The 18,008-nt window shown below is 72.0% G+C and carries 14 protein-coding genes and 1 tRNA gene; 5 read left to right on the top strand and 10 right to left on the bottom strand.

Annotation, left to right across the window (positions count from 1 at the left end; translation table 11 throughout):
- Positions 1-15: 15 nt before the first annotated feature.
- From AC3RJ6_RS13345 to AC3RJ6_RS13310, 8 genes are all read right to left on the bottom strand, one after another.
- Positions 16-2,445: a DEAD/DEAH box helicase gene (locus AC3RJ6_RS13345; protein WP_491427557.1), complete on the bottom strand. Its 2,430-nt coding sequence runs from the start codon at positions 2,443-2,445 to the stop codon at positions 16-18.
- Between the two features lie 29 nt (positions 2,446-2,474).
- Entirely contained in the window at positions 2,475-3,233 is a 759-nt protein-coding gene (tatC, locus tag AC3RJ6_RS13340) for a twin-arginine translocase subunit TatC (RefSeq protein WP_491427556.1), read from the bottom strand.
- A gap of 50 nt (positions 3,234-3,283) precedes the next feature.
- Entirely contained in the window at positions 3,284-3,502 is a 219-nt protein-coding gene (gene tatA, locus AC3RJ6_RS13335) for a twin-arginine translocase TatA/TatE family subunit (protein WP_491427555.1), read from the bottom strand.
- Positions 3,503-3,622: 120 nt separating this feature from the next.
- Positions 3,623-4,618 carry a helix-turn-helix transcriptional regulator gene (locus AC3RJ6_RS13330; protein ID WP_491427554.1) on the bottom strand — a complete coding sequence of 332 codons (996 nt, stop codon included), beginning with the start codon at positions 4,616-4,618 and terminating at the stop codon, positions 3,623-3,625.
- Positions 4,615-5,634, bottom strand: coding sequence for a helix-turn-helix transcriptional regulator (locus AC3RJ6_RS13325; protein WP_491427553.1), 1,020 nt, complete (start codon positions 5,632-5,634; stop codon positions 4,615-4,617). The genes AC3RJ6_RS13330 and AC3RJ6_RS13325 overlap by 4 nt, the downstream gene beginning before the upstream one ends.
- 61 nt (positions 5,635-5,695) lie before the next feature.
- A complete protein-coding gene (locus AC3RJ6_RS13320; RefSeq protein WP_491427551.1) occupies positions 5,696-6,625 on the bottom strand; it encodes an FKBP-type peptidyl-prolyl cis-trans isomerase in 930 nt (309 codons plus the stop codon).
- A gap of 57 nt (positions 6,626-6,682) precedes the next feature.
- Positions 6,683-7,720, bottom strand: coding sequence for a tRNA (adenine-N1)-methyltransferase (locus tag AC3RJ6_RS13315; protein WP_491427550.1), 1,038 nt, complete (start codon positions 7,718-7,720; stop codon positions 6,683-6,685).
- Positions 7,717-8,391 (bottom strand): HAD family hydrolase, encoded by a 675-nt coding sequence (locus AC3RJ6_RS13310; protein ID WP_491427549.1) that lies wholly within the window; start codon positions 8,389-8,391, stop codon positions 7,717-7,719. Before AC3RJ6_RS13310 ends, AC3RJ6_RS13315 begins: the two co-directional genes overlap by 4 nt.
- A 75-nt stretch (positions 8,392-8,466) precedes the next feature.
- On the opposite strand from AC3RJ6_RS13310, the gene AC3RJ6_RS13305 reads away from it, so the two are divergent.
- Positions 8,467-9,372, top strand: coding sequence for a PAC2 family protein (locus AC3RJ6_RS13305; protein WP_491427548.1), 906 nt, complete (start codon positions 8,467-8,469; stop codon positions 9,370-9,372).
- 64 nt (positions 9,373-9,436) lie between these two features.
- Here the strand turns inward: AC3RJ6_RS13305 and AC3RJ6_RS13300 are convergent, their stop codons facing one another.
- A complete protein-coding gene (locus AC3RJ6_RS13300; RefSeq protein ID WP_491427547.1) occupies positions 9,437-10,267 on the bottom strand; it encodes an undecaprenyl-diphosphate phosphatase in 831 nt (276 codons plus the stop codon).
- An 82-nt stretch (positions 10,268-10,349) separates the two neighbouring features.
- Entirely contained in the window at positions 10,350-11,669 is a 1,320-nt protein-coding gene (locus AC3RJ6_RS13295) for a M20/M25/M40 family metallo-hydrolase (protein ID WP_491427546.1), read from the bottom strand.
- Positions 11,670-11,859: 190 nt separating this feature from the next.
- On the opposite strand from AC3RJ6_RS13295, the gene AC3RJ6_RS13290 reads away from it, so the two are divergent.
- From AC3RJ6_RS13290 to AC3RJ6_RS13275, 4 genes are all read left to right on the top strand, one after another.
- A tRNA-Leu gene (locus AC3RJ6_RS13290) sits at positions 11,860-11,944 on the top strand.
- Between the two features lie 115 nt (positions 11,945-12,059).
- A complete protein-coding gene (gene imuA', locus AC3RJ6_RS13285; protein ID WP_491427545.1) occupies positions 12,060-12,821 on the top strand; it encodes a DnaE2-dependent mutagenesis accessory factor ImuA' in 762 nt (253 codons plus the stop codon).
- A complete protein-coding gene (locus AC3RJ6_RS13280; protein ID WP_491427544.1) occupies positions 12,818-14,404 on the top strand; it encodes a DNA polymerase Y family protein in 1,587 nt (528 codons plus the stop codon). Before imuA' ends, AC3RJ6_RS13280 begins: the two co-directional genes overlap by 4 nt.
- A gap of 28 nt (positions 14,405-14,432) precedes the next feature.
- A complete protein-coding gene (locus AC3RJ6_RS13275; protein ID WP_491427543.1) occupies positions 14,433-17,927 on the top strand; it encodes an error-prone DNA polymerase in 3,495 nt (1,164 codons plus the stop codon).
- Positions 17,928-18,008 lie beyond the last annotated feature (81 nt).

Raw genomic sequence — 18,008 nt, 5'->3', positions numbered from 1 at the left:
CCTAGGCGACCGAGCTCAGGCGACGGCGCCGTACGCGACGACACCACGGCGCACGGCATCGATGGCGGCGCGCGCCGTCGCCGCGAGCTCCGCCTCGGCGACGATCGAGATCTGGTCGAGGAGGTCGATCACCTGCTTCGTCAGTCGCACGAAGTCGCCGGCGGCGAGCTCGGTGTCCTCGAGCACGCTGCCGAGCCCGCTGCCGCGCGCCCACAGGTGCATCGCCGACGCGAGCGCCGGTGAGGGCTGCTCGCTCGACGGCAGGCGATGATCGCGTTCGAGGTCGTCGAGCGCGCTCCAGACGTCGAGCGTCCGGTCGAAGGCCTCGCGGAAGCCGCGCCGCGGCAACCGGTACTCGACGCCGCGATCGTCGCGTCGCGGTTCGTACACGAGGGATGCGGCCATGGCGGCGATGCCGGGAACGTCGAGCTCGTCCCACAGCCCTCGGCGGAGGCACTCCGCCACGAGCAGGTCGCGTTCGCCGTAGATGCGCTTGAGGACGCGCCCGGCGTGCGTCGAAACGAGTCGGCCGCGCGGATCGACCTCGAGGTAGCCGAGCTCGGAGAGCACGTCGGAGACGCGGTCGAACCGCTTCGCGACCTGGCCGGTCCTGCTGCGGATCTGGCGGGAGAGGTCGTCGTGTTCCTGCTTCAGCCGCCACCAGCGCTCGGCCCAGCGCGCGTGCGACTCGCGCTCGGCGCATCCGTGGCAGGGGTGCGCGCGCAGTCGCTTGCGCGCGGCACCGAGCTCGCGCTGCAGGCGCTCGCGCTCGGCATGGGTCGGATTGCCCTTCGAGGACTGCCGCTCGAGCCGACCGATCTCGCGCCGGATGCCCGCGTACTCGGCGAAGTCGCCGAGGTGGCAGCGCATCGCCTCCTCGTAGCCGGACATCGACTCCTCCTGCTTGCGGAGGGTGCGGGCGAGGTCGACGACCGCGCGGTCGGCCTGGAACTGCGCGAACGAGAGCTCGAGGATCTGGCGCGTGCGGTCGCGACCGAACTGGTCGATCAGGTTGACCGCCATGTTGTACGTCGGGCGGAAGCTCGAGTTCAGCGGATAGCTGCGGCGCGAGGCGAGGGCGGCGACCGACTCGGGGTCGAGGCCGTCGACCCACTGGATGACCGAGTGCCCCTCGATGTCGATGCCGCGCCGGCCGGCACGGCCGGTGAGCTGGGTGTACTCCCCCGGCGTGATCGGCACGCGTGCCTCGCCGTTGAACTTGTCGAGCTTCTCGAGCACGACCGAGCGCGCCGGCATGTTGACGCCGAGCGCGAGCGTCTCGGTCGCGAACACCACCCGCAGCAGTTTCTTCTGGAAGAGCTCCTCGACGATCTCCTTGAACGCCGGCAGCATGCCCGCATGATGGGCCGCGACGCCGCGCTCGAGGCCCTCGAGCCACTCCCAGTAGCCCAGCACTGCGAGATCCTCGTCGCGGAGCATCCTCGCCCGCTCTTCGACGATCGCCCGGATCTCGGCGCGTTCGTGGCTCTCGGTGAGCCGGATGCCGCTGCGGAGGACCTGCCGGACCGCCTGGTCGCAGCCCGCGCGCGAGAAGATGAAGACGATCGCGGGCAGCAGGTTCTTGCCCTGCAGGAGCGCCACGACCTCCGAACGTTCGAGGCGGCCGCCGCCCTTCTCGGCCTGGTGGAAGCGCCCTCGGTCGCCGCCGCGCCGCCCCCGCGACGAGCGCGACCCGATCGAACGGCCGCCGGCGCGGGCGAGTTGCTTGAGCTCGGGGTTCACCCGGTGGGTCGCCGCCTGCCCCGACGAGTCGAACAGGTCGACGAGCTTCGACTTCACGAGCACGTGCTGCTCGAGCGGTACCGGGCGGTCTTCGGAGACGATCACCTCGGTGTCGCCGCGGACGGCCTGCAGCCAGTCGCCGAACTCCTCGGCGTTCGACACGGTCGCGCTCAGGGAGACGAGGCGCACCGCCTCGGGCAGGTGGATGATCACCTCTTCCCAGACCGCGCCGCGGAACCGGTCGGCGAGGTAGTGCACCTCGTCCATCACGACGTAGGCGAGGCGGTCGAGCAGCGGCGAGTCGGCGTAGAGCATGTTGCGCAGCACCTCGGTCGTCATGACGACGATGCGCGCGCCCGAGTTGACGTTCGTGTCGCCCGTCAGGAGGCCGACCTGGTCGGCGCCCCAGGTGTCGGCGAACTCCTGGTACTTCTGGTTCGAGAGCGCCTTGATGGGCGTCGTGTAGAAGACCTTCGCGCCCTGCTCCTGCATGGCGAGGTGCACCGCGAACTCGGCGACGACCGTCTTGCCGGCGCCCGTCGGGGCGGCCACGAGCACGCTGCGCCCCTCGTCGAGCGCCGAGCAGGCGGCCGTCTGGAAGGGATCGAGGTCGAAGCGCATCGAGGCGGCGAACTCGGCGAGCCGAGGCTGTCGTCGTTGGCGGCGGGACTGCGCGTAGCGTTCGGCCGGCGAGAGGCTCATCACTCCCCCAGCCTAGACAGCGACGTGGCCTAGACGGACTCTCCGAACTCGGCGAGGTTGCGACGGGCGACGCGCTTGTCGTGCAGGTTGGCGATGAACCAGGCGGCGAAGTACAGCACGATCATCGGGATGGCGAGCATGAACATCGAGACGATGTCGGCCGACGGGGTGGCGACCGCAGTGAAGAGCACGATCACGAGGATCGCCACCCGCCACGACTTGATGATCGCGGCGGCGCTGATGACGCCGGCGAAGTTCAGCAGCACGATGAACACCGGCACCACGAAGGCGATGCCGATCGCGATCACGAGCTTCAGCACGAAGTCGATGTACTCCTTGGCCGTCAGCAGCGACATCGCGCCTTCGGGCACGAAGCTCGTCATGAGCTTCACGATGTTCGGCAGCACGAACCAGCCGGCCGCGCAGCCGGCGAAGAACAACGGGATGGCGGTCGCGAAGAAGGCGAGCGTGAAGCGGCGTTCTTTCTGGTTCAGGCCGGGCACGAGGAACGCGAAGATCTGGTACAGCCAGACCGGGCTCGAGATCACGAGGCCCAGCGTGAACGCGATCTGCAGGCGGAGGTCGAAGGCGCTCGAGATCGTCGGGAAGACGATCGCGGTCTCAGCGCTGTGCCCCTGCGCCTCGGCGACCCGCACGACCGGCTGCTGGATCGCGTCCCAGACGTAGAGGTCGGTCAGGATCCAGCCGGCGACCATGCCGACGACGATCGCGATCGCCGAGATGAAGAGGCGCTTGCGCAACTCGATGAGGTGCGCGGCCAGAGACATCCGCTTCTCGCGGTTCTTCTCCCCGCGATCTTTCACCGCGGTCATCTGTGTCAGGCGCTCTTGCCGGAATCCGACTCTTCGGACTTCGGCGTCTCGTCACCGGCGGCGGCCGCGTCGCCGTCGCCCTTGTCGCTGCGCACCTCGGTCTTCAGGATCTTCATCGACTGCCCGAGGCTACGGGCGAGGGCCGGAAGCTTGGGGGCGCCGAACAGCAGCAGGATGACCACGAGGATGATCAGCGCGTGCCAACCGGTGAAGCCTTGCCACATAGGTTTTCGTCCGTTTCTCGGGGGATGTTGGCGACAGTCTACCTGCCGGAGGTTTCTGCGAGCCCACGCCTGTGGACGGATGCCCCGACGAACCGTCGGGTTCGGCGCGGGGATCCGTACTCAGCGTTCGGATGCCTCGTCGTCAGCGTAGCCGGAGAGGCCCGCGTCGGCCCAGCCGGCGACCGCCGCGCGCGCCTCAGCTGGCGAGACGACCGTCACGAGCCCCGGGAGCCCGGCGACGAGCCGCTTGAGCCCGTGCACGTGCGCGAGGCGGAGGGTGACCCTGAGCCGGCCGTCGACCTCTTCGGTCTTCGAGTCGGCGAGATAGTCGGCCAGGAGGGGCAACGCCTCGGGCAGCGCGTCGACCACGACGTCGAAGTCGCTCTCCGATCCCTGGAACAGCGTGTCGGGGACCACGGTCTCGGCGTGCTCGCCGATCGGCAGCTCGGAGACGACGAGGTCGCTCATGCGGTCGACGCGGAAGTTGCGCACGTCTTCGCGCGTGTGGCAGTACGCCTGCAGGTACCAGTCGGCGTCTTGCGAGAGGATGCGCAGCGGATCGACGCGACGGCGACCGGCGACGCCCACCGCGTTGCGATAGTCGAACTCGAGCTGGCGCCCGCCCGCGACCGCCTCGCGGATGACCGCGAGCGAGGCGGCGTCGCTGCCGGACTCGGCGACCGCGATGCGGCTGGGCGCCGCCGAGGCGCCCGCCGTGAGCTTCTGCATGAGCGCGCCGAGCGACGCACTGCCGGCGTTCTCGGGCAGGGCCGACAGGTACTGGAGCCCTGCGATGAGTGCGGCGGCCTCGCGCGCCGACAACCGCGGGGCGTCGTCGATCGCGACGTGGTGCACGATCACGATGACGTCCTCGTCCTCGAACGAGTCCCAGTCGATGTCGAACAGGTCGTTCGGCTGATAGGTGCCCGTGGCGCCCGGGAGGCCCGACGTCGCGATGAGGCGCACGGCGTCGCGGATCTCATCGTCGGTGACGCCGAAGTGCGCGGCCGCGACGGGCACGTCGACGACCTGCTGCTCGAGCAGGTACGGCACGAGGGACAGCAGGAAGACGAGCTTGTCGGAGGCCTTCTGCGGCTTGCGGCGCGGTTCGTTCATCGGGCGGCTCCCTCGCGGTGCGCCTCGGCGACGACGCGGAGGCGGTCGCGCACGGCGGTCCGCAGCGTCTCGGGGGCGAGCACGCGGACCTCGGGGCCGTAGGCGGCGAGTTCGTCGGCGAGCACGGCCTCGTCGGTGTAGTGCAGGCGGATGACCCCCGCGTCTTCGTCGCCCTCGACGGCGCGCTTTCCGAGGCGGACCTCGGCATCGCTGCCGGCGCTGACCGCGAGGTCGGCGACGTTCGCGAGCCGGAGCGCGTCGAGCTCCGCGATCACCCGGTCCTGGATGCCGGGCGGCGGGGCGTCGAACGTGGCGCCCGGGACGGGTTCGACCTCGCCGACGATGCGCGACAGCAGGAACGTGCGGGGCTCGTCGACCGCGCGGTCGCGCGCGTGCAGGTGCCACCGGCCCTCGTGCAGGACGACGGCGAGCGGATCGACCGTGCGCAGTCGCGGCTCCCGCTCGCCCGGCTTGAAGTAGCGGAACCGGACGGTCTGTCGGCGGTCGAGCGCCTGGCGGAGGGGCTCGAACGCGGCGTCGCGGACGCGCAGGCGCGGCGCATAGCCGATGACGGGGTCGCGCGGCTCGATGCCGAGCGAGCGCAGCTTCGTGAGCGCCCGCTGCGAATCGGCCGAGACGGATGCCTCGCGCCAGACCTCGGCGGCGAGGCCGAGCAGCGCGAGCTCGTCGGGGCTGAACCTGACCGCCTCGGGCAGTTCGTACTGGCCCTTCGGGATGCGGTAGCGCAGCGACTGGTTGTCACCGGGCCGATCGGGCGACTCGACCGTCTCGAGCGGGATGCCGAGGTCGCGGATCTCGTCTTTGTCGCGCTCGAACTGGCGCTCGAGGTTCGCGTTCGAACCCGTCGAGTCGTAGCGCTCGGCATAGCCGCGCACGGTCGAGAGGATCTCGGACTTCAGCAGGCCGGTCTCGGTCGCGACGAGTGCGAGGACGAGGCTGAACAACCGGTCTTCGACCGGAACCTTCGCTGCACCACTGGGTTCTGTTCCGGCCACACGAGCGATCATACTGAACCGCCGGCGCCCCTCGGGCGCCGGCGGCGGGTCGGCGGACGACTCAGAGGACGCCGAGGACGTCGACGACGTAGAACTGCGCGGAACCGCTCGCGTCGCCGCTCTCGGGCACAGCGATCACGCCGATCTGCGAGCCCGCCCTCTTGCCGACGAGGGCCTTCGTGACGGTGGGGGGAAGCGCGCCGCCCTGGCCTCCCTCACCGGCGACGACACCGGTCGGCGAACCGTCCTCCCACGTCGAGGCGGCGACCTTGTTCGTGTCCCAGTCGACCGCGGTGAACTGCACCACGACCTGGTCGCCGTCCTCGACGGCCTTGCCCGATCCGGCCTTGAGGAGTTCGACCTCGGACTGCTTCGGCGGATCGGCTTTCGGTACCGTGATTCCGGGGCGGCCGTCGGGCGCGAGCACCACTGCAGGGAAGCCGTCGCGGGTCAGCTGTGGCGCACCGTCGGCGCGCGAGGGGTACGCGTCGTGCACATCGACGACGAAGACGAGGCTGTCACCTGGGTTGAGTCCGAGCTGCAGCGCGTCGGGGCTCTCACCGAATCCGTCCTTCTGCGGCATGACGATGGCGACGCGCGACCCTTCTCGAGCGCACGTGAGGCCCTTCGCCAGACCGGGGAAGACTGCCGACTTCGAAGCCACGACCGGAGTCGTCGGCTGCTCGCCGAACCCGTTCGACTGCAGGAGATCTCCGGTCGCACCGTTGTACATCGCGAAGCCGATCGCGACGGGCTGTCCTGCCTGGATCAACGGGCCCTCCCCCTCGATGACCACGCTGCACTCGGTCTCTTCGGGAGTCAGCGGCGTCGGGAACTCGACCTCCGGCGTCTCGCCGAAGTCGCCCGTCACGTCGATCGTCGACGACGAGTTGCCCGGCTCCGCCTCGGGCGCAGGGGCCTGGGCGGCGCAGCCGGAGAGCACGACGGCGACGAGTCCGGCCGTGGCGATGAGCGCGAGAGACGAGCGCACAGATCCTCGATTCTTCAGGGGTCGCATCTGGGGTGGTCGCTGAGCGGCGTTGAAAGCCTACCCGTCCGAGACGGGAGCCTCCTGCCCTGCGGCGTCGGCCCCGCCGACCTCGTCGGCGCCGGCGGACTTGCGCGCGGCCGTGTCGGCGGCGCGAACGCGCTTGCGCAGCGCCTTCGGGCTCACCTGGCGCTCACCGAGGGCACCGGGCGTCCACGCCTCGACGTCCTCGTCGCTGAACTCGGTCTTCGACGGACGTCGCTTGAGCTCGGGGAGCACGGTGTCGGGCGCGAGCCGTCGGGCGGTGATGAGGAAGCCCGTGTGGGCGATCATGCGGTGGTCGGGGCGCACCGCGAGACCCTGCACGTGCCAGCCGCGCACCATCGTCTCCGACGACTGCGGCTCGGTGTAGTGGCCCGTGGCGCGGATTGCCTCGGCGACGCGCGACAGCTGCGTCACCGTGGCGATGTAGCAGAGCACGACGCCGCCGGGCTTCAGCGCGCGGGACACCTCGTCGATGCACTCCCACGGAGCGAGCATGTCGAGCACGACCCGGTCGACGCTCGCGGGCGCCACCGTCTCGGGCAGCACCTCGGCGAGGTCGCCGAGCGTGATCGACCAGTTCTCGGGCACGGCGCCGTGGAAGGTCGCGACGTTGCCGCGGGCCACGTCGGCGAACTCCTCGCGCCGCTCGAAGGAGTGCAGGCGACCGTGCTCGCCGATCGCGCGCAGCAGCCAGAGCGAGAGTGCGCCCGAGCCGACGCCCGCCTCGACGACGGTCGCGCCCGGGAAGATGTCGGCTTGGGCGAGGATCTGCGCCGCATCCTTCGGGTAGACGATCGCGGCGCCCCGCGGCATCGACATGACGAAGTCGCTGAGCAGCGGCCGGAGCGCGAGGTACTCGATGCCGACCTGGTTCGCGACGACCGATCCGTCGGGCAGGCCGATCAGGTCGTCGTGCGCGATGGGCCCCTTGTGCGAGTGGAACAGCTTGCCCGGCTCGAGGGTGATCGTGTGCATCCGCCCCTTCGGCCCGGTCAGCTGCACGCGGTCGCCGACCCGGAAGGGGCCGCTCTGCTCGCCTCGGCTCGTGTTCATCGTGCGGTCTCCTTCTCGCCGACGAGCGCGGCGACGTCGGCGACGGTCATGCCCTCGAGCGTCGGCCAGAGCACCGTCGAGGGCACGGCGTCGAGCGCGAGGATGTTCGGGACGCCGACCGCGATCGCGCCGGCGTCGTAGGCGCTCGTGAGGCCCGTGGGCGAGTCCTCGAAGGCGACGCAGTCGGCGATGTCGACGCCGAGCTCCGCCGCGGCCTGCAGGTACGGCTGCGGGTGCGGCTTGGCGTGCTCGACCGAGTCGCCCGTCACGATCGCGTCGAACGCGGTGAAGGGCATGGCCGAGATGATCTCGTCGGCCATCGAGCGCAGCGACATGGTCACGAGGGCGGTGGGCACGGATGCCTCGCGGAGCGCGAGGAGCAGCTCGCGGGCGCCGGGCCGCCACGGCACGCCGTGCTCGGCGAGCATCTCGGCGACCCGATCGGTCAGGCGGTTCACGATCGTGTCGGCGTCGAGGTCGACGCCCTTCGCCTGGAAGACCTTGGCCGACTCCCAGAGGCCGCTGCCGACGAGCGCGAGCGCGTCCTCGTGGGTCCAGCCGCCGCCGAACGCCTCGACGAGCTCCTCCTCGGCGGCCATCCAGTAGCGTTCGGTGTCGACGAGGGTTCCGTCCATGTCCCAGAGGACGGCGGCAGGCAGGCGTGCGGTCACAACCCCCAAGTCTACGGGCACGGCCTATTGTGGAGAGGACCCCGGGCGTCCGGGGCGGGAAGCGGGGCACGCGGAGTGATTCAGCCGGCCGGATTCGAGGGCAAGAGGCTGCTCGTCGTCGCCTTCGAGGGGTGGAACGACGCCGGCGAGGCGGCGACCGGGGCGGCGAAGCTCCTCGTCGACCGACTCGGCCTCGTCGAGATCGCCGCCGTCGATCCCGAGCTCTACTTCGACTACCAGTTCACCCGGCCGACGGTCGTCGCCGGCGACGACGGCGTCCGCCGGCTCGAATGGCCGGGAGCCGCCATCCTCGGCCCCAGCGGGCCGGGCGACGCCGACGAGCCGGTCACTGGCCCCGGGGCATCCGGCCTGCACGTGCTCATGGGCGCCGAACCCGCCCGCAGCTGGAAGGCGTTCGCCGCCGAGCTCATCGACGCCGCCCTGGCAGCCGACGTCGACGGCATGGTGCTGCTCGGGGCGATGCTCGCCGACGCCCCGCACACGCGCCCGCTCACGGTGTTCGCGTCGAGCGAGAACCCCGAGGTCCGCGAGGCGCTCGGCGTCGAGCGCTCGACCTACGAGGGGCCGGTCGGCATCCTCAGCGTGCTCGCCGACCGGGCGGAGCGCCTCGGCATCCCCACGGTCTCGCTGTGGGCGTCGGTGCCGCACTACGTGCACAACGCGCCGTCGCCGAAGGCCGTGCTCGCGCTGCTCGGCAAGCTCGAGGAGCTGACCGGGCTGTCGATCCCCCGCGGCACGCTCGAGGCCGAGGCCCAGGCGTGGGAGGCGGGTGTCGACGCGCTCGCCGCCGACGACGACGAGATGGCCGGGTACATCGCCCAGCTCGAGCAGGCGCGCGACGCGGTCGACGCCCCGGAGGCGAGCGGCGAGGCGATCGCGCAGGAGTTCGAGCGATACCTGCGCCGCCGCGGCGACGGCCCCGAGGGCCGTGCCGACGGGCGCGGTCCGAGCGCGCCCTGACGCGATCGGCCGGGCGGCGTCATGCCGTCGTGGATGCCTCGGCCGAGGCATCCGCACCCTCGATCTAGACCGGCTGGAGCGTGCCGTTCGCCAGCAGGACGAAGATGAGGCCGCCGAGCACGATGCGGTAGATCACGAACGGCAGGAAGCTGTGCTTCGAGATCCACTTCATGAAGAACGCGATCACGAGGATCGCCACGAAGAACGCGACCGCCGTCGCGGCCGCCGTCTCGAGCGGGCCGTACACGCTCGGCTCGTCGAGGCTCTTCACGAGCTGGAAGAGTCCGCTGCCGAACACGGCGGGGATCGCGAGCAGGAACGCGTACCGGGCGGCGGCCGCGCGCTCGTAGCCGAGCAGCAGGCCCATCGAGATCGTGCCGCCCGAGCGCGAGACGCCCGGCACGAGCGCGAGCGACTGCGCGAGCCCGAAGAGGATGCCGTGCGGGTAGGTCAACTCGTCGAGCTTGTGGCGCTTGGCGCCCGCCCAGTCGGCGAGGCCCAGGATGATGCCGAACACGACGAGCATCGTCGCGGTGATCCAGAGCGAGCGCAGCACCGTCTCGATCTCGTCCTGGAAGAGCAGGCCGAACACGACGATCGGGATCGAGCCGATGATGATGAGCCAGCCCATGCGCGCGTCGGGGTCGTTGCGCGGCACGCGGCCGGTGAACGAGCCGAACCAGTGCGAGACGATGCGCACGATGTCGCGCCAGAAGAACACGACGACCGCGGTCTCGGTGCCGAGCTGGGTGATGGCGGTGAAGGCCGCCCCCGGGTCGTGGGCGCCCGGGAGGAACTCCCCCAGGATGCGCAGGTGGGCGCTCGACGAGATCGGGAGGAACTCGGTGAGGCCCTGGACGAATCCGAGGATGAGCGCTTCGATCACGTGGTGCATCCGCCTTCCGCCTCCGCGGAAGCCGGAGGTGCGAGCAAGCCTTCGGCGCGGCTCGCGGGCCGCTGCGCCGACGACTCGCCGGTCAGTACTCGAGGAGCAGGTCGCGAAGGACCCGCCTACCGAAGACTAGTGCGTCGAGCGGCACCCGCTCGTCAACGCCGTGGAACATCGCAGGGAAGTCCAAGCCCTCGGGCAGGCGCAACGGTGCGAAGCCGTAGCCCGCGATGCCGAGTCGGCTGAGCGCCTTGTTGTCGGTGCCGCCCGAGAGCAGGTAGGGGAAGACCGGGGCACCGGGGTCGTGCGCCTCGAGCGACCGCTTGACGGCGTCGACGAGCGCCCCCGAGGTCGCCGACTCGAGTCCGACGTCTCGGTGCACGATCTCGATCTCGATGTCGTCGCCGACGAGCGCCTGCACCTCGGCCAGCACCGCCTCCTCCTCGCCGGGGAGCGTGCGGATGTCGATGAGCGCCTCGGCCCGGTCGGGGATGACGTTGTGCTTGTAGCCGGCGTCGAGCAGCGTCGGGTTCGACGTCGTGCGGAGCGTCGCCGTGATGAACCCCGAGGCCGAGCCGGTCGCGAGCGCGAGCTCGTCGGGCGAGACCTGCTGCGGGTCGACGCCGAGCACCCCGGCGATCTCGGCCAGCAGCTCGCGCGTGGTGTCGGTGAGCCGCATCGGCCATTCGGTGCGCCCGAGCGTCGCCACGGCCTCGGCGAGCTTCGTGATCGCGTTGTCGCGGATGAGCCGCGAGCCGTGCGCGGCGACGCCGCGGGCGACGAGCCTGATCCAGAGCAGCGACTTCTCGCCCGTCTGCAGCAGGTACGCGCGTCGCCCGCCGACGGTGATCGAGTAGCCGCCGACCTCGCTGATCGCCTCCGTCGCGCCCGCGAAGAGCTCGGGGTGGTGGTCGACGAGCCAGCCCGAGCCTGCTCCCCCGCCGGCCTCCTCGTCGGCGAAGAACGCCACGACGAGGTCGCGCTCGGGCTGCCCGCCGCCGTCGAGGATGTCGCCGAGCGCGGCGAGCATCATCGCGTCCATGTCCTTCATGTCGACGGCGCCGCGGCCCCACAGCATGCCGTCGCGGATCTCGCCGGCGAAGGGATCGACGCTCCAGTTGCGCGCGTCGGCGGGAACGACGTCGAGGTGGCCGTGCACGACGAGGGCGGGCTTGTCGGGGTTGCGCCCGGGCACGCGGGCCACGACGCTCGTGCGCCGGGGCTCTGGTTCGAACATCCTGGGTTCGAGGCCGAGCCCGGCGAGGCGCGCCTCGACGTACTCCGCGGCCTCGCGTTCGCCGTTCGCGCGGCCGCTGCCGTAGTTCGAGGTGTCGAAGCGGATGAGGTCTCGCGCGATCACCGCGGTCTCGTCGAGCTCGGTCTCTGGGTTCGCGGATGCCTCGGCCATGCGTCCCACGCTAGTCGGTACCGTCGCGGCAGCGCCGACGGGCGTCGCGTCGAACGCGTGCAGGCGAGTTTTCACGGGTCTCATCCGGGGTTTCGTACTCGAGGGCGACCGCCCGGCGCCGTTTGGTCAAATGCCCTCTCCAAACCGTGCTAATGTCTTCTACGGCCGCTGAGCGATCAGCGGAAACCACGCGCGGGTGGCGGAATTGGCAGACGCGCTAGCTTGAGGTGCTAGTGCCCGTATAGGGCGTGGGGGTTCAAGTCCCCCCTCGCGCACGTGGTCGAAAGGGCCGGATCGAAAGATCCGGCCCTTTCGCGTTTTCCGGCGCGGGTCGGGGACGTTCGGTCGGGGCGACTTGCCAGTTTCGAACATGTGTTCGAAACTGGAAGGGTGACGCCAGCCGCCGCTCCCCTCTCCTCGTCGACGGCCCGCCTCGAGCGGGTCGACGAGCTGCAGGCGCGCATCCACGGCATGCAGTCGACCCGGCTCGACACCAGGGCCGTGCCCACCCATCCGGCCTTCGCCGACCTGCTGCCGGGCGGCAGCCTGCGCGAGGGCACCGTCGTCGAGGCGCGGGGGTCGACCACGCTCGTGATGGCGCTGCTCGCGACCCCGTCGGCGAGCGGGCGCTGGGTCGCGGTCGTCGGCATGCCCGACTTCGGGGTCGAGGCCGCGGCCCGATTCGGCATCGACCTCGACCGGCTCGTGCTCGTCCCCGAGCCGGGGCGGCAGTGGCTCCCGGTGGTCGCGGCACTCGCCGACGTCATCCCCGTCGTCGCGGTGCGACCCGTCGAGCGGGTGGCCCCTGCCGAGGCATCCCGGCTCGCCGCCCGCCTGCGCGAGCGCGGTGCCGTGCTCATCGCGGCCGGCGCCTGGCCGGGCAGCGACGCGAGCCTCGACGTCGAGGCGAGCGAGTGGCACGGGCTCGAGGCGGGTCACGGGCTGCTCGACGAGCGCGAGGTCGTGGTGAGCGCGGCCGGGCGGGGCTCGTTCATGAAGCGACGCCGGTCGAGGCTGCGCCTGCCCGATCGGTCGCTCGGGTTCGAGGCGGTGGGCGCGGCGTCGGCCCCCGGGGCTCCGGCCGCACCGTCGTCCGACGCGGGGGCCGGGCTCGCGGCCGTGCTGCACGGCGATTTCCGGAGGCCGGCATGACCGCCGTCTCCTCCACGCGCTCGATCGTGCTCTGGTGCCCGGACTGGCCGGTGTTCGCCGCCGCGCGCGAGGCGGGGCTCGACCTCGACGCGCCGATCGCCCTCACCGACCGCGGCGCGGTGCACTCGTGCTCGGCGGCGGCGCGCCGCGACGGGGTGAAGCGTGGCCTGCGGCTGCGCGAGGCGCAGTACCGCTCCCCCGCGCTCGTCGTGCTGCCGTACGACCCGGTGCTCGACGTGCGGGCCTTCGAGCCCGTCGTGCGGCAGGTCGAGGGCGCCGTGCCCGGGGTGCAGATCGTGCGGCCCGGCACGCTCGCGATGCGGTCGCGCGGCCCCGCCCGCTACTACGGCGGCGAGGAGGCCGCCGCCCGTGCGCTGCTCGACACCGTTCGGCGGCTCGGCCCCGAGGTGCGGGTCGGCATCGCCGACGGGCCGTTCGCGGCAGAGCAGGCGGCTCGTGCCGTGCGTGTCGTCGGGCGGTCGGAGGCCGCAGCCGACACCGCTCGAGACGCCGAGCCGCCCGTCGGCATCGTCGAGCCTGGCGGCTCGGCCGCGTTCCTCGCTCCGCTGCCGGTCGGGCTCGTGGTCGACGACCGCACCCGGGTGCTGCTCGACCGGCTCGGCGTGCGCACCCTCGGCGAGTTCGCGGCGCTGCCCGCCGACGACGTGCGCCGCAGGTTCGGGGCGGCCGGCGCGTTCGCCCACGATCGTGCCGCGGGGCGCGAGGCCACTGGAGTGGCCGCCCGCACCCCGCCGCCCGAGTTCGAGGTGCTCGCCGAGTTCGAGCCGCCGCTCGACCGCATCGACCAGCTCGCCTTCGCGTTCCGGGTGCGGGCCGAGGAGTTCATCGACCGCATGCGGGCGGTGCGGCTCGTGTGCACCGCGATCCGGGTCGAGCTCGACGACGAGCGCGGCGCCCGGTCGAGTCGCAGCTGGCTGCACCCGCGCTGGTTCACCCCCGCCGACGTCGTCGACCGGGTGCGCTGGCAGCTGCAGGGCGCCGGCACGGCCGACAGCGGGCTCGCCTCGCCGATCACGGCGCTGCGGGTGATCCCCGAGCGGGTCGATTCGACGGCGAACCACGAGGAGGGTCTGTGGGGCCGCGCACCCGACGAGCGGGTGCACCACGCGCTCACCCGGGTGCAGAGCATGCTCGGGCACGAGGGCGTCGTCACCGCGGCCGTCGGCGGCGGGCGCATGCTCGCCGACCGGCAGGTGCTCGTGCCATGGGGCGACCGCGCACCCGAGCGGCGCGAGGCGCCGTGGCCGGGCAGCCTGCCGGCGCTCGCACCGGCGAGCGTGTTCCGCGAGCGGCATCCGGTCGTCCTGCTCGACGCGGCGAGCGCGACCGTCTCGATCGACGAGCGCGGCGCGATCTCTTCCCCGCCCGAGACGTTCGCCGTCGGCCGTGCCGCACCGGCCGGGGTGCGCGCCTGGGCGGGACCCTGGCCGGTCGTGGAGCGGTGGTGGGACGACGAGCGCGCGCGGCGCGTGCACCGCTTCCAGCTCGTCGACCACGACGGCTGCGCGTGGCTGCTCGTGCGCGACGCCGAGGGCTGGTGGGCCGAGGCGAGGTACGACTGATGGGCGCGGCGCCGAAGGGGCTCGGCTGATGGGCTGGAACAACCCCGAGATCCCGTGGTCGGAGCTCGAGCGCAAGCTCTCCGATCGCCGCAGGCCCAGCCCCTCGAAGCTCATCGCCGACGGCGGCGACGGCCCGGCGTTCAGCCGCAAGCGGCAGCCCTATCGGCCGAGCGAGGGGCTCACCGCGCCCGAGGGCCCGGTCGTGCCGTACGCCGAGCTGCACGCCCACACCAACTACAGCTTCCTCGACGGCGCCTCGGCGCCCGAGCAGCTCGTGGAGGAGGCGCACCGGCTCGGGCTCTCGGGCCTCGCGGTGACCGACCACGACGGCTTCTACGGCATCGTGCGCTTCGCCGAGGCGGCCGAGAGCTTCGCCGAGCTCACGACCGTCTTCGGTGCCGAGCTCTCGCTCGGGCTCGGCGCACCCCAGATGGGCGAGGCCGACCCCGAGGGCGAGCACCTGCTCGTGCTCGCCCGGCAGGAGGCGGGCTACCACCGGCTCGCCGCGGCGATCACGGCCGGGCAGCTCGCGGGCGGCGAGAAGGGCCGCCCGGTCTACGACCTCGACGACCTCGGTGCCCGATCGGGCGGCGACTGGACGGTGCTCACGGGGTGCCGCAAAGGTGCAGTCAGGCGAGCACTCGCGACCGGGGGCGCCGATGCCGCGCAGCGCGAGCTCGACCGGCTCGTGGCCCTCTTCGGACGCGACCAGGTGATCGTCGAGCTGTTCGACCACGGGCACCCGACCGACCAACGGGCGAACGACCTGCTGGCCGGCCTCGCCGAGCGCGCCCGGCTGCGCGTCGTCGCGACGAACGCCGTGCACTACGCCACCCCGCCCGAGCACCGGCTCGCGAACGCGCTCGCCGCCGTGCGCGCCCGGCGCAGCCTCGACGAGCTCGACGGATGGCTGCCCGCCTCCGGCGGACAGCACCTGCGCAGCGGCGCCGAGATGCAGGCGCGGTTCGCGAGGTATCCGGGCGCGGTCGCGCACTCGGTCGTGCTCGCCGAGGAGCTCGGCTTCACGCTGCGCAGCGCCAAGCCCCGACTCCCCCGCCAGGAGGTGCCCGAGGGGCACACCCCGATGAGCTGGCTGCGCGAGCTCGTGCGACAGGGCGCCGCCGAGCTCTACCCCGACGCCTCCGACGCGGTGCACGCCCGGCTCGAGCACGAGCTCGCGATCATCGAGCAGAAGGACTTCCCCGGCTACTTCCTGATCGTGCACGATCTCGTGCGTGAGGCGCGCCGGCGAGGCATCCTCTGCCAGGGTCGCGGCTCGGCCGCGAACTCGGCCGTCTGCTACGCACTGCGCATCACCGCCGTCGACTCGATCAAGTTCGACCTGCCGTTCGAGCGGTTCCTCTCGGCGCTGCGCGACGAGGAGCCCGACATCGACGTCGACTTCGACTCCGACCGGCGCGAGGAGATCATCCAGTACGTCTACGAGAAGTACGGCCGGCAGAACGCCGCGCAGGTGGCGAACGTCATCAGCTACCGGCCGAAGGTCGCGGTGCGCGACATGGCGAAGGCGCTCGGCTACTCGACCGGGCAGCAGGACGCGTGGTCGCGGCAGGTCGAGCGCTGGGGCGCGGTCGTCGAGACCGACGACCACGACATCCCCGCGCCGGTCGTCGAGCTCGCCGAGCAGGTGCTCGGGTTCCCCCGGCACCTCGGCATCCACTCGGGCGGCATGGTGCTCACCGATCGGCCGGTCGGCGAGGTCTGCCCCATCGAGCACGCCCGCATGGAGCACCGCACGGTGCTCCAATGGGACAAGGACGACTGCGCCTGGATGGGCCTCGTGAAGTTCGACCTGCTCGGGCTCGGCATGCTCGCCGCCCTGCAGTACACGTTCGACCTCGTGCGCGAGCACACGGGCGAGGCCTGGGAGCTGCAGTCGATCCCGAAGGAGGAGCCGGCGGTCTACGACATGCTCTGCCGGGCCGACTCGATCGGCGTCTTCCAGGTCGAGAGCCGCGCGCAGATCGGCACGCTCCCCCGCCTGAAGCCGCGCCGCTACTACGACCTCGTCGTCGAGATCGCGCTCATCCGGCCCGGGCCGGTGCAGGGCGGGGCCGTGCACCCCTACATCAGGCGGCGCACCGGCGAGGAGACGGTGACCTACCTGCACCCGAACCTCGAGCCAGTGCTCGAGCGCACGCTCGGCGTGCCGCTCTTCCAGGAGCAGCTCATGCAGATGGCCGTCGCGGTCGGCGGCTGCACCGCGGCCGACGCCGACCTGCTGCGGCGGGCGATGGGCTCCAAGCGCGGGGTCGAGAAGATCTCGAAGCTGCGGGCGAAGCTCTTCGAGGGCATGGCCGACAACGGGCTCAGCGACGACGACGCGCAGGCGATCTACGACAAGATCGAGGCCTTCGCGAACTTCGGCTTCGCCGAGAGCCACGCGCTCTCGTTCGCCCTGCTCGTCTACGCGAGCTCGTGGCTGAAGCTGCACTACCCGGCCGCGTTCCTCGCGGCGCTCCTGCGCGCGCAGCCGATGGGGTTCTACTCGCCGCAGACCCTCACCGCCGATGCGCGACGGCACGGGGTGCGGGTGCTGCGGCCCGACGTGCTGCGCTCGGGCGTGCACGCCGGGCTCGAGGCGCTCGACGCGGCGGGCTCGTCGGGCGGTCCGGGCTCGTCGGGCGGTCCGGGCTCGTCGAGCGGTCGTACCGGCTCGGATGCCCCGGGGCCTGAGTCATCGCAACGCCGCGAGCCGACCGGCTCGGCGGCGTGCGCACGCCCGGACCAGCCCGAGGTCGGCGCCTTCGACCTCGAGGCTCCCGACCGCTCGGCCGAGCACCGCCGCGACGGCGCCTTCGCGGTGCGGCTCGGCCTCGCCGACGTCTCGTCGATCGGCGTCGAGGTCGCGCAGCGGATCGTCGACGAGCGCGCGGCGCACGGTCCCTACCGCGACATGAGCGACCTCTCGAGGCGTGCCGCACTCGACACCGAGCAGTTGGAGGCGCTCGCCGCGGCCGGTGCGTGCGAGGGCTTCGGGCTCGCCCGCCGAGAGGCGCTGTGGCTCGCGGGCGAGGCGTCGCAGGACCGCGCCGAGTTCCTGCCGGGCTCGGTCGTCGTCGTGCAGCCCCCGCTCCTGCCCGTGCTCTCGCCCGCCGAGCAGGTCGTGTACGACCTGTGGGCGACCGGCATCTCGCCCGACGACCATCCGATCCGGCACATCCGCGAGCGGCTCGACGAACGCGGGGCCATCCGCATCGACCGCCTGCGCGAGGTCGAGTCGGGGCGCCGGGTCGAGGTCGGAGGCGTCGTGACGCATCGGCAGCGGCCCGCGACCGCGTCGGGCATCACCTTCCTCAACCTGGAGGACGAGTCGGGCACGCTCAACGTGATCGCCGGGGTCGGCGTCTGGAACCGCTACCGGCGCGTCGCCCGCGAGGCGCCGGCGATGATCGTCCGCGGCATCCTCGAGCGTTCGAAGGAGGGGGTGACCAACCTCATCGTCGACCGGTTCGAGTCGCTCACGGTGCAGGCGAGCACCAGGTCGCGCGACTTCCGCTGAGGGCCACTCGCTGCGCGACGCGACGAGGAACGACGCAGCCGCGTGCTCGTGCCGCTCCGGGGCGTACGCTGGAGCCAGCCC

The organism is Agromyces cucurbitae, assembly GCF_058349945.1.
This window is presented reverse-complemented; position numbering and strand designations above follow the sequence as displayed.

Bases quoted from the DNA above. Each gene is read 5' to 3' on its own strand.
- AC3RJ6_RS13345 (WP_491427557.1), bottom strand. From the start codon at position 2,445: ATGAGCCTCTCGCCGGCCGAACGCTACGCGCAGTCCCGCCGCCAACGA.
- AC3RJ6_RS13295 (WP_491427546.1), bottom strand. From the start codon at position 11,669: ATGGCCGAGGCATCCGCGAACCCAGAGACCGAGCTCGACGAGACCGCG.
- tatC (WP_491427556.1), bottom strand. From the start codon at position 3,233: ATGTCTCTGGCCGCGCACCTCATCGAGTTGCGCAAGCGCCTCTTCATC.
- AC3RJ6_RS13280 (WP_491427544.1), top strand. From the start codon at position 12,818: ATGACCGCCGTCTCCTCCACGCGCTCGATCGTGCTCTGGTGCCCGGAC.
- AC3RJ6_RS13315 (WP_491427550.1), bottom strand. From the start codon at position 7,720: ATGAACACGAGCCGAGGCGAGCAGAGCGGCCCCTTCCGGGTCGGCGAC.
- AC3RJ6_RS13275 (WP_491427543.1), top strand. From the start codon at position 14,433: ATGGGCTGGAACAACCCCGAGATCCCGTGGTCGGAGCTCGAGCGCAAG.
- tatA (WP_491427555.1), bottom strand. From the start codon at position 3,502: ATGTGGCAAGGCTTCACCGGTTGGCACGCGCTGATCATCCTCGTGGTC.
- AC3RJ6_RS13300 (WP_491427547.1), bottom strand. From the start codon at position 10,267: ATGCACCACGTGATCGAAGCGCTCATCCTCGGATTCGTCCAGGGCCTC.
- AC3RJ6_RS13330 (WP_491427554.1), bottom strand. From the start codon at position 4,618: ATGAACGAACCGCGCCGCAAGCCGCAGAAGGCCTCCGACAAGCTCGTC.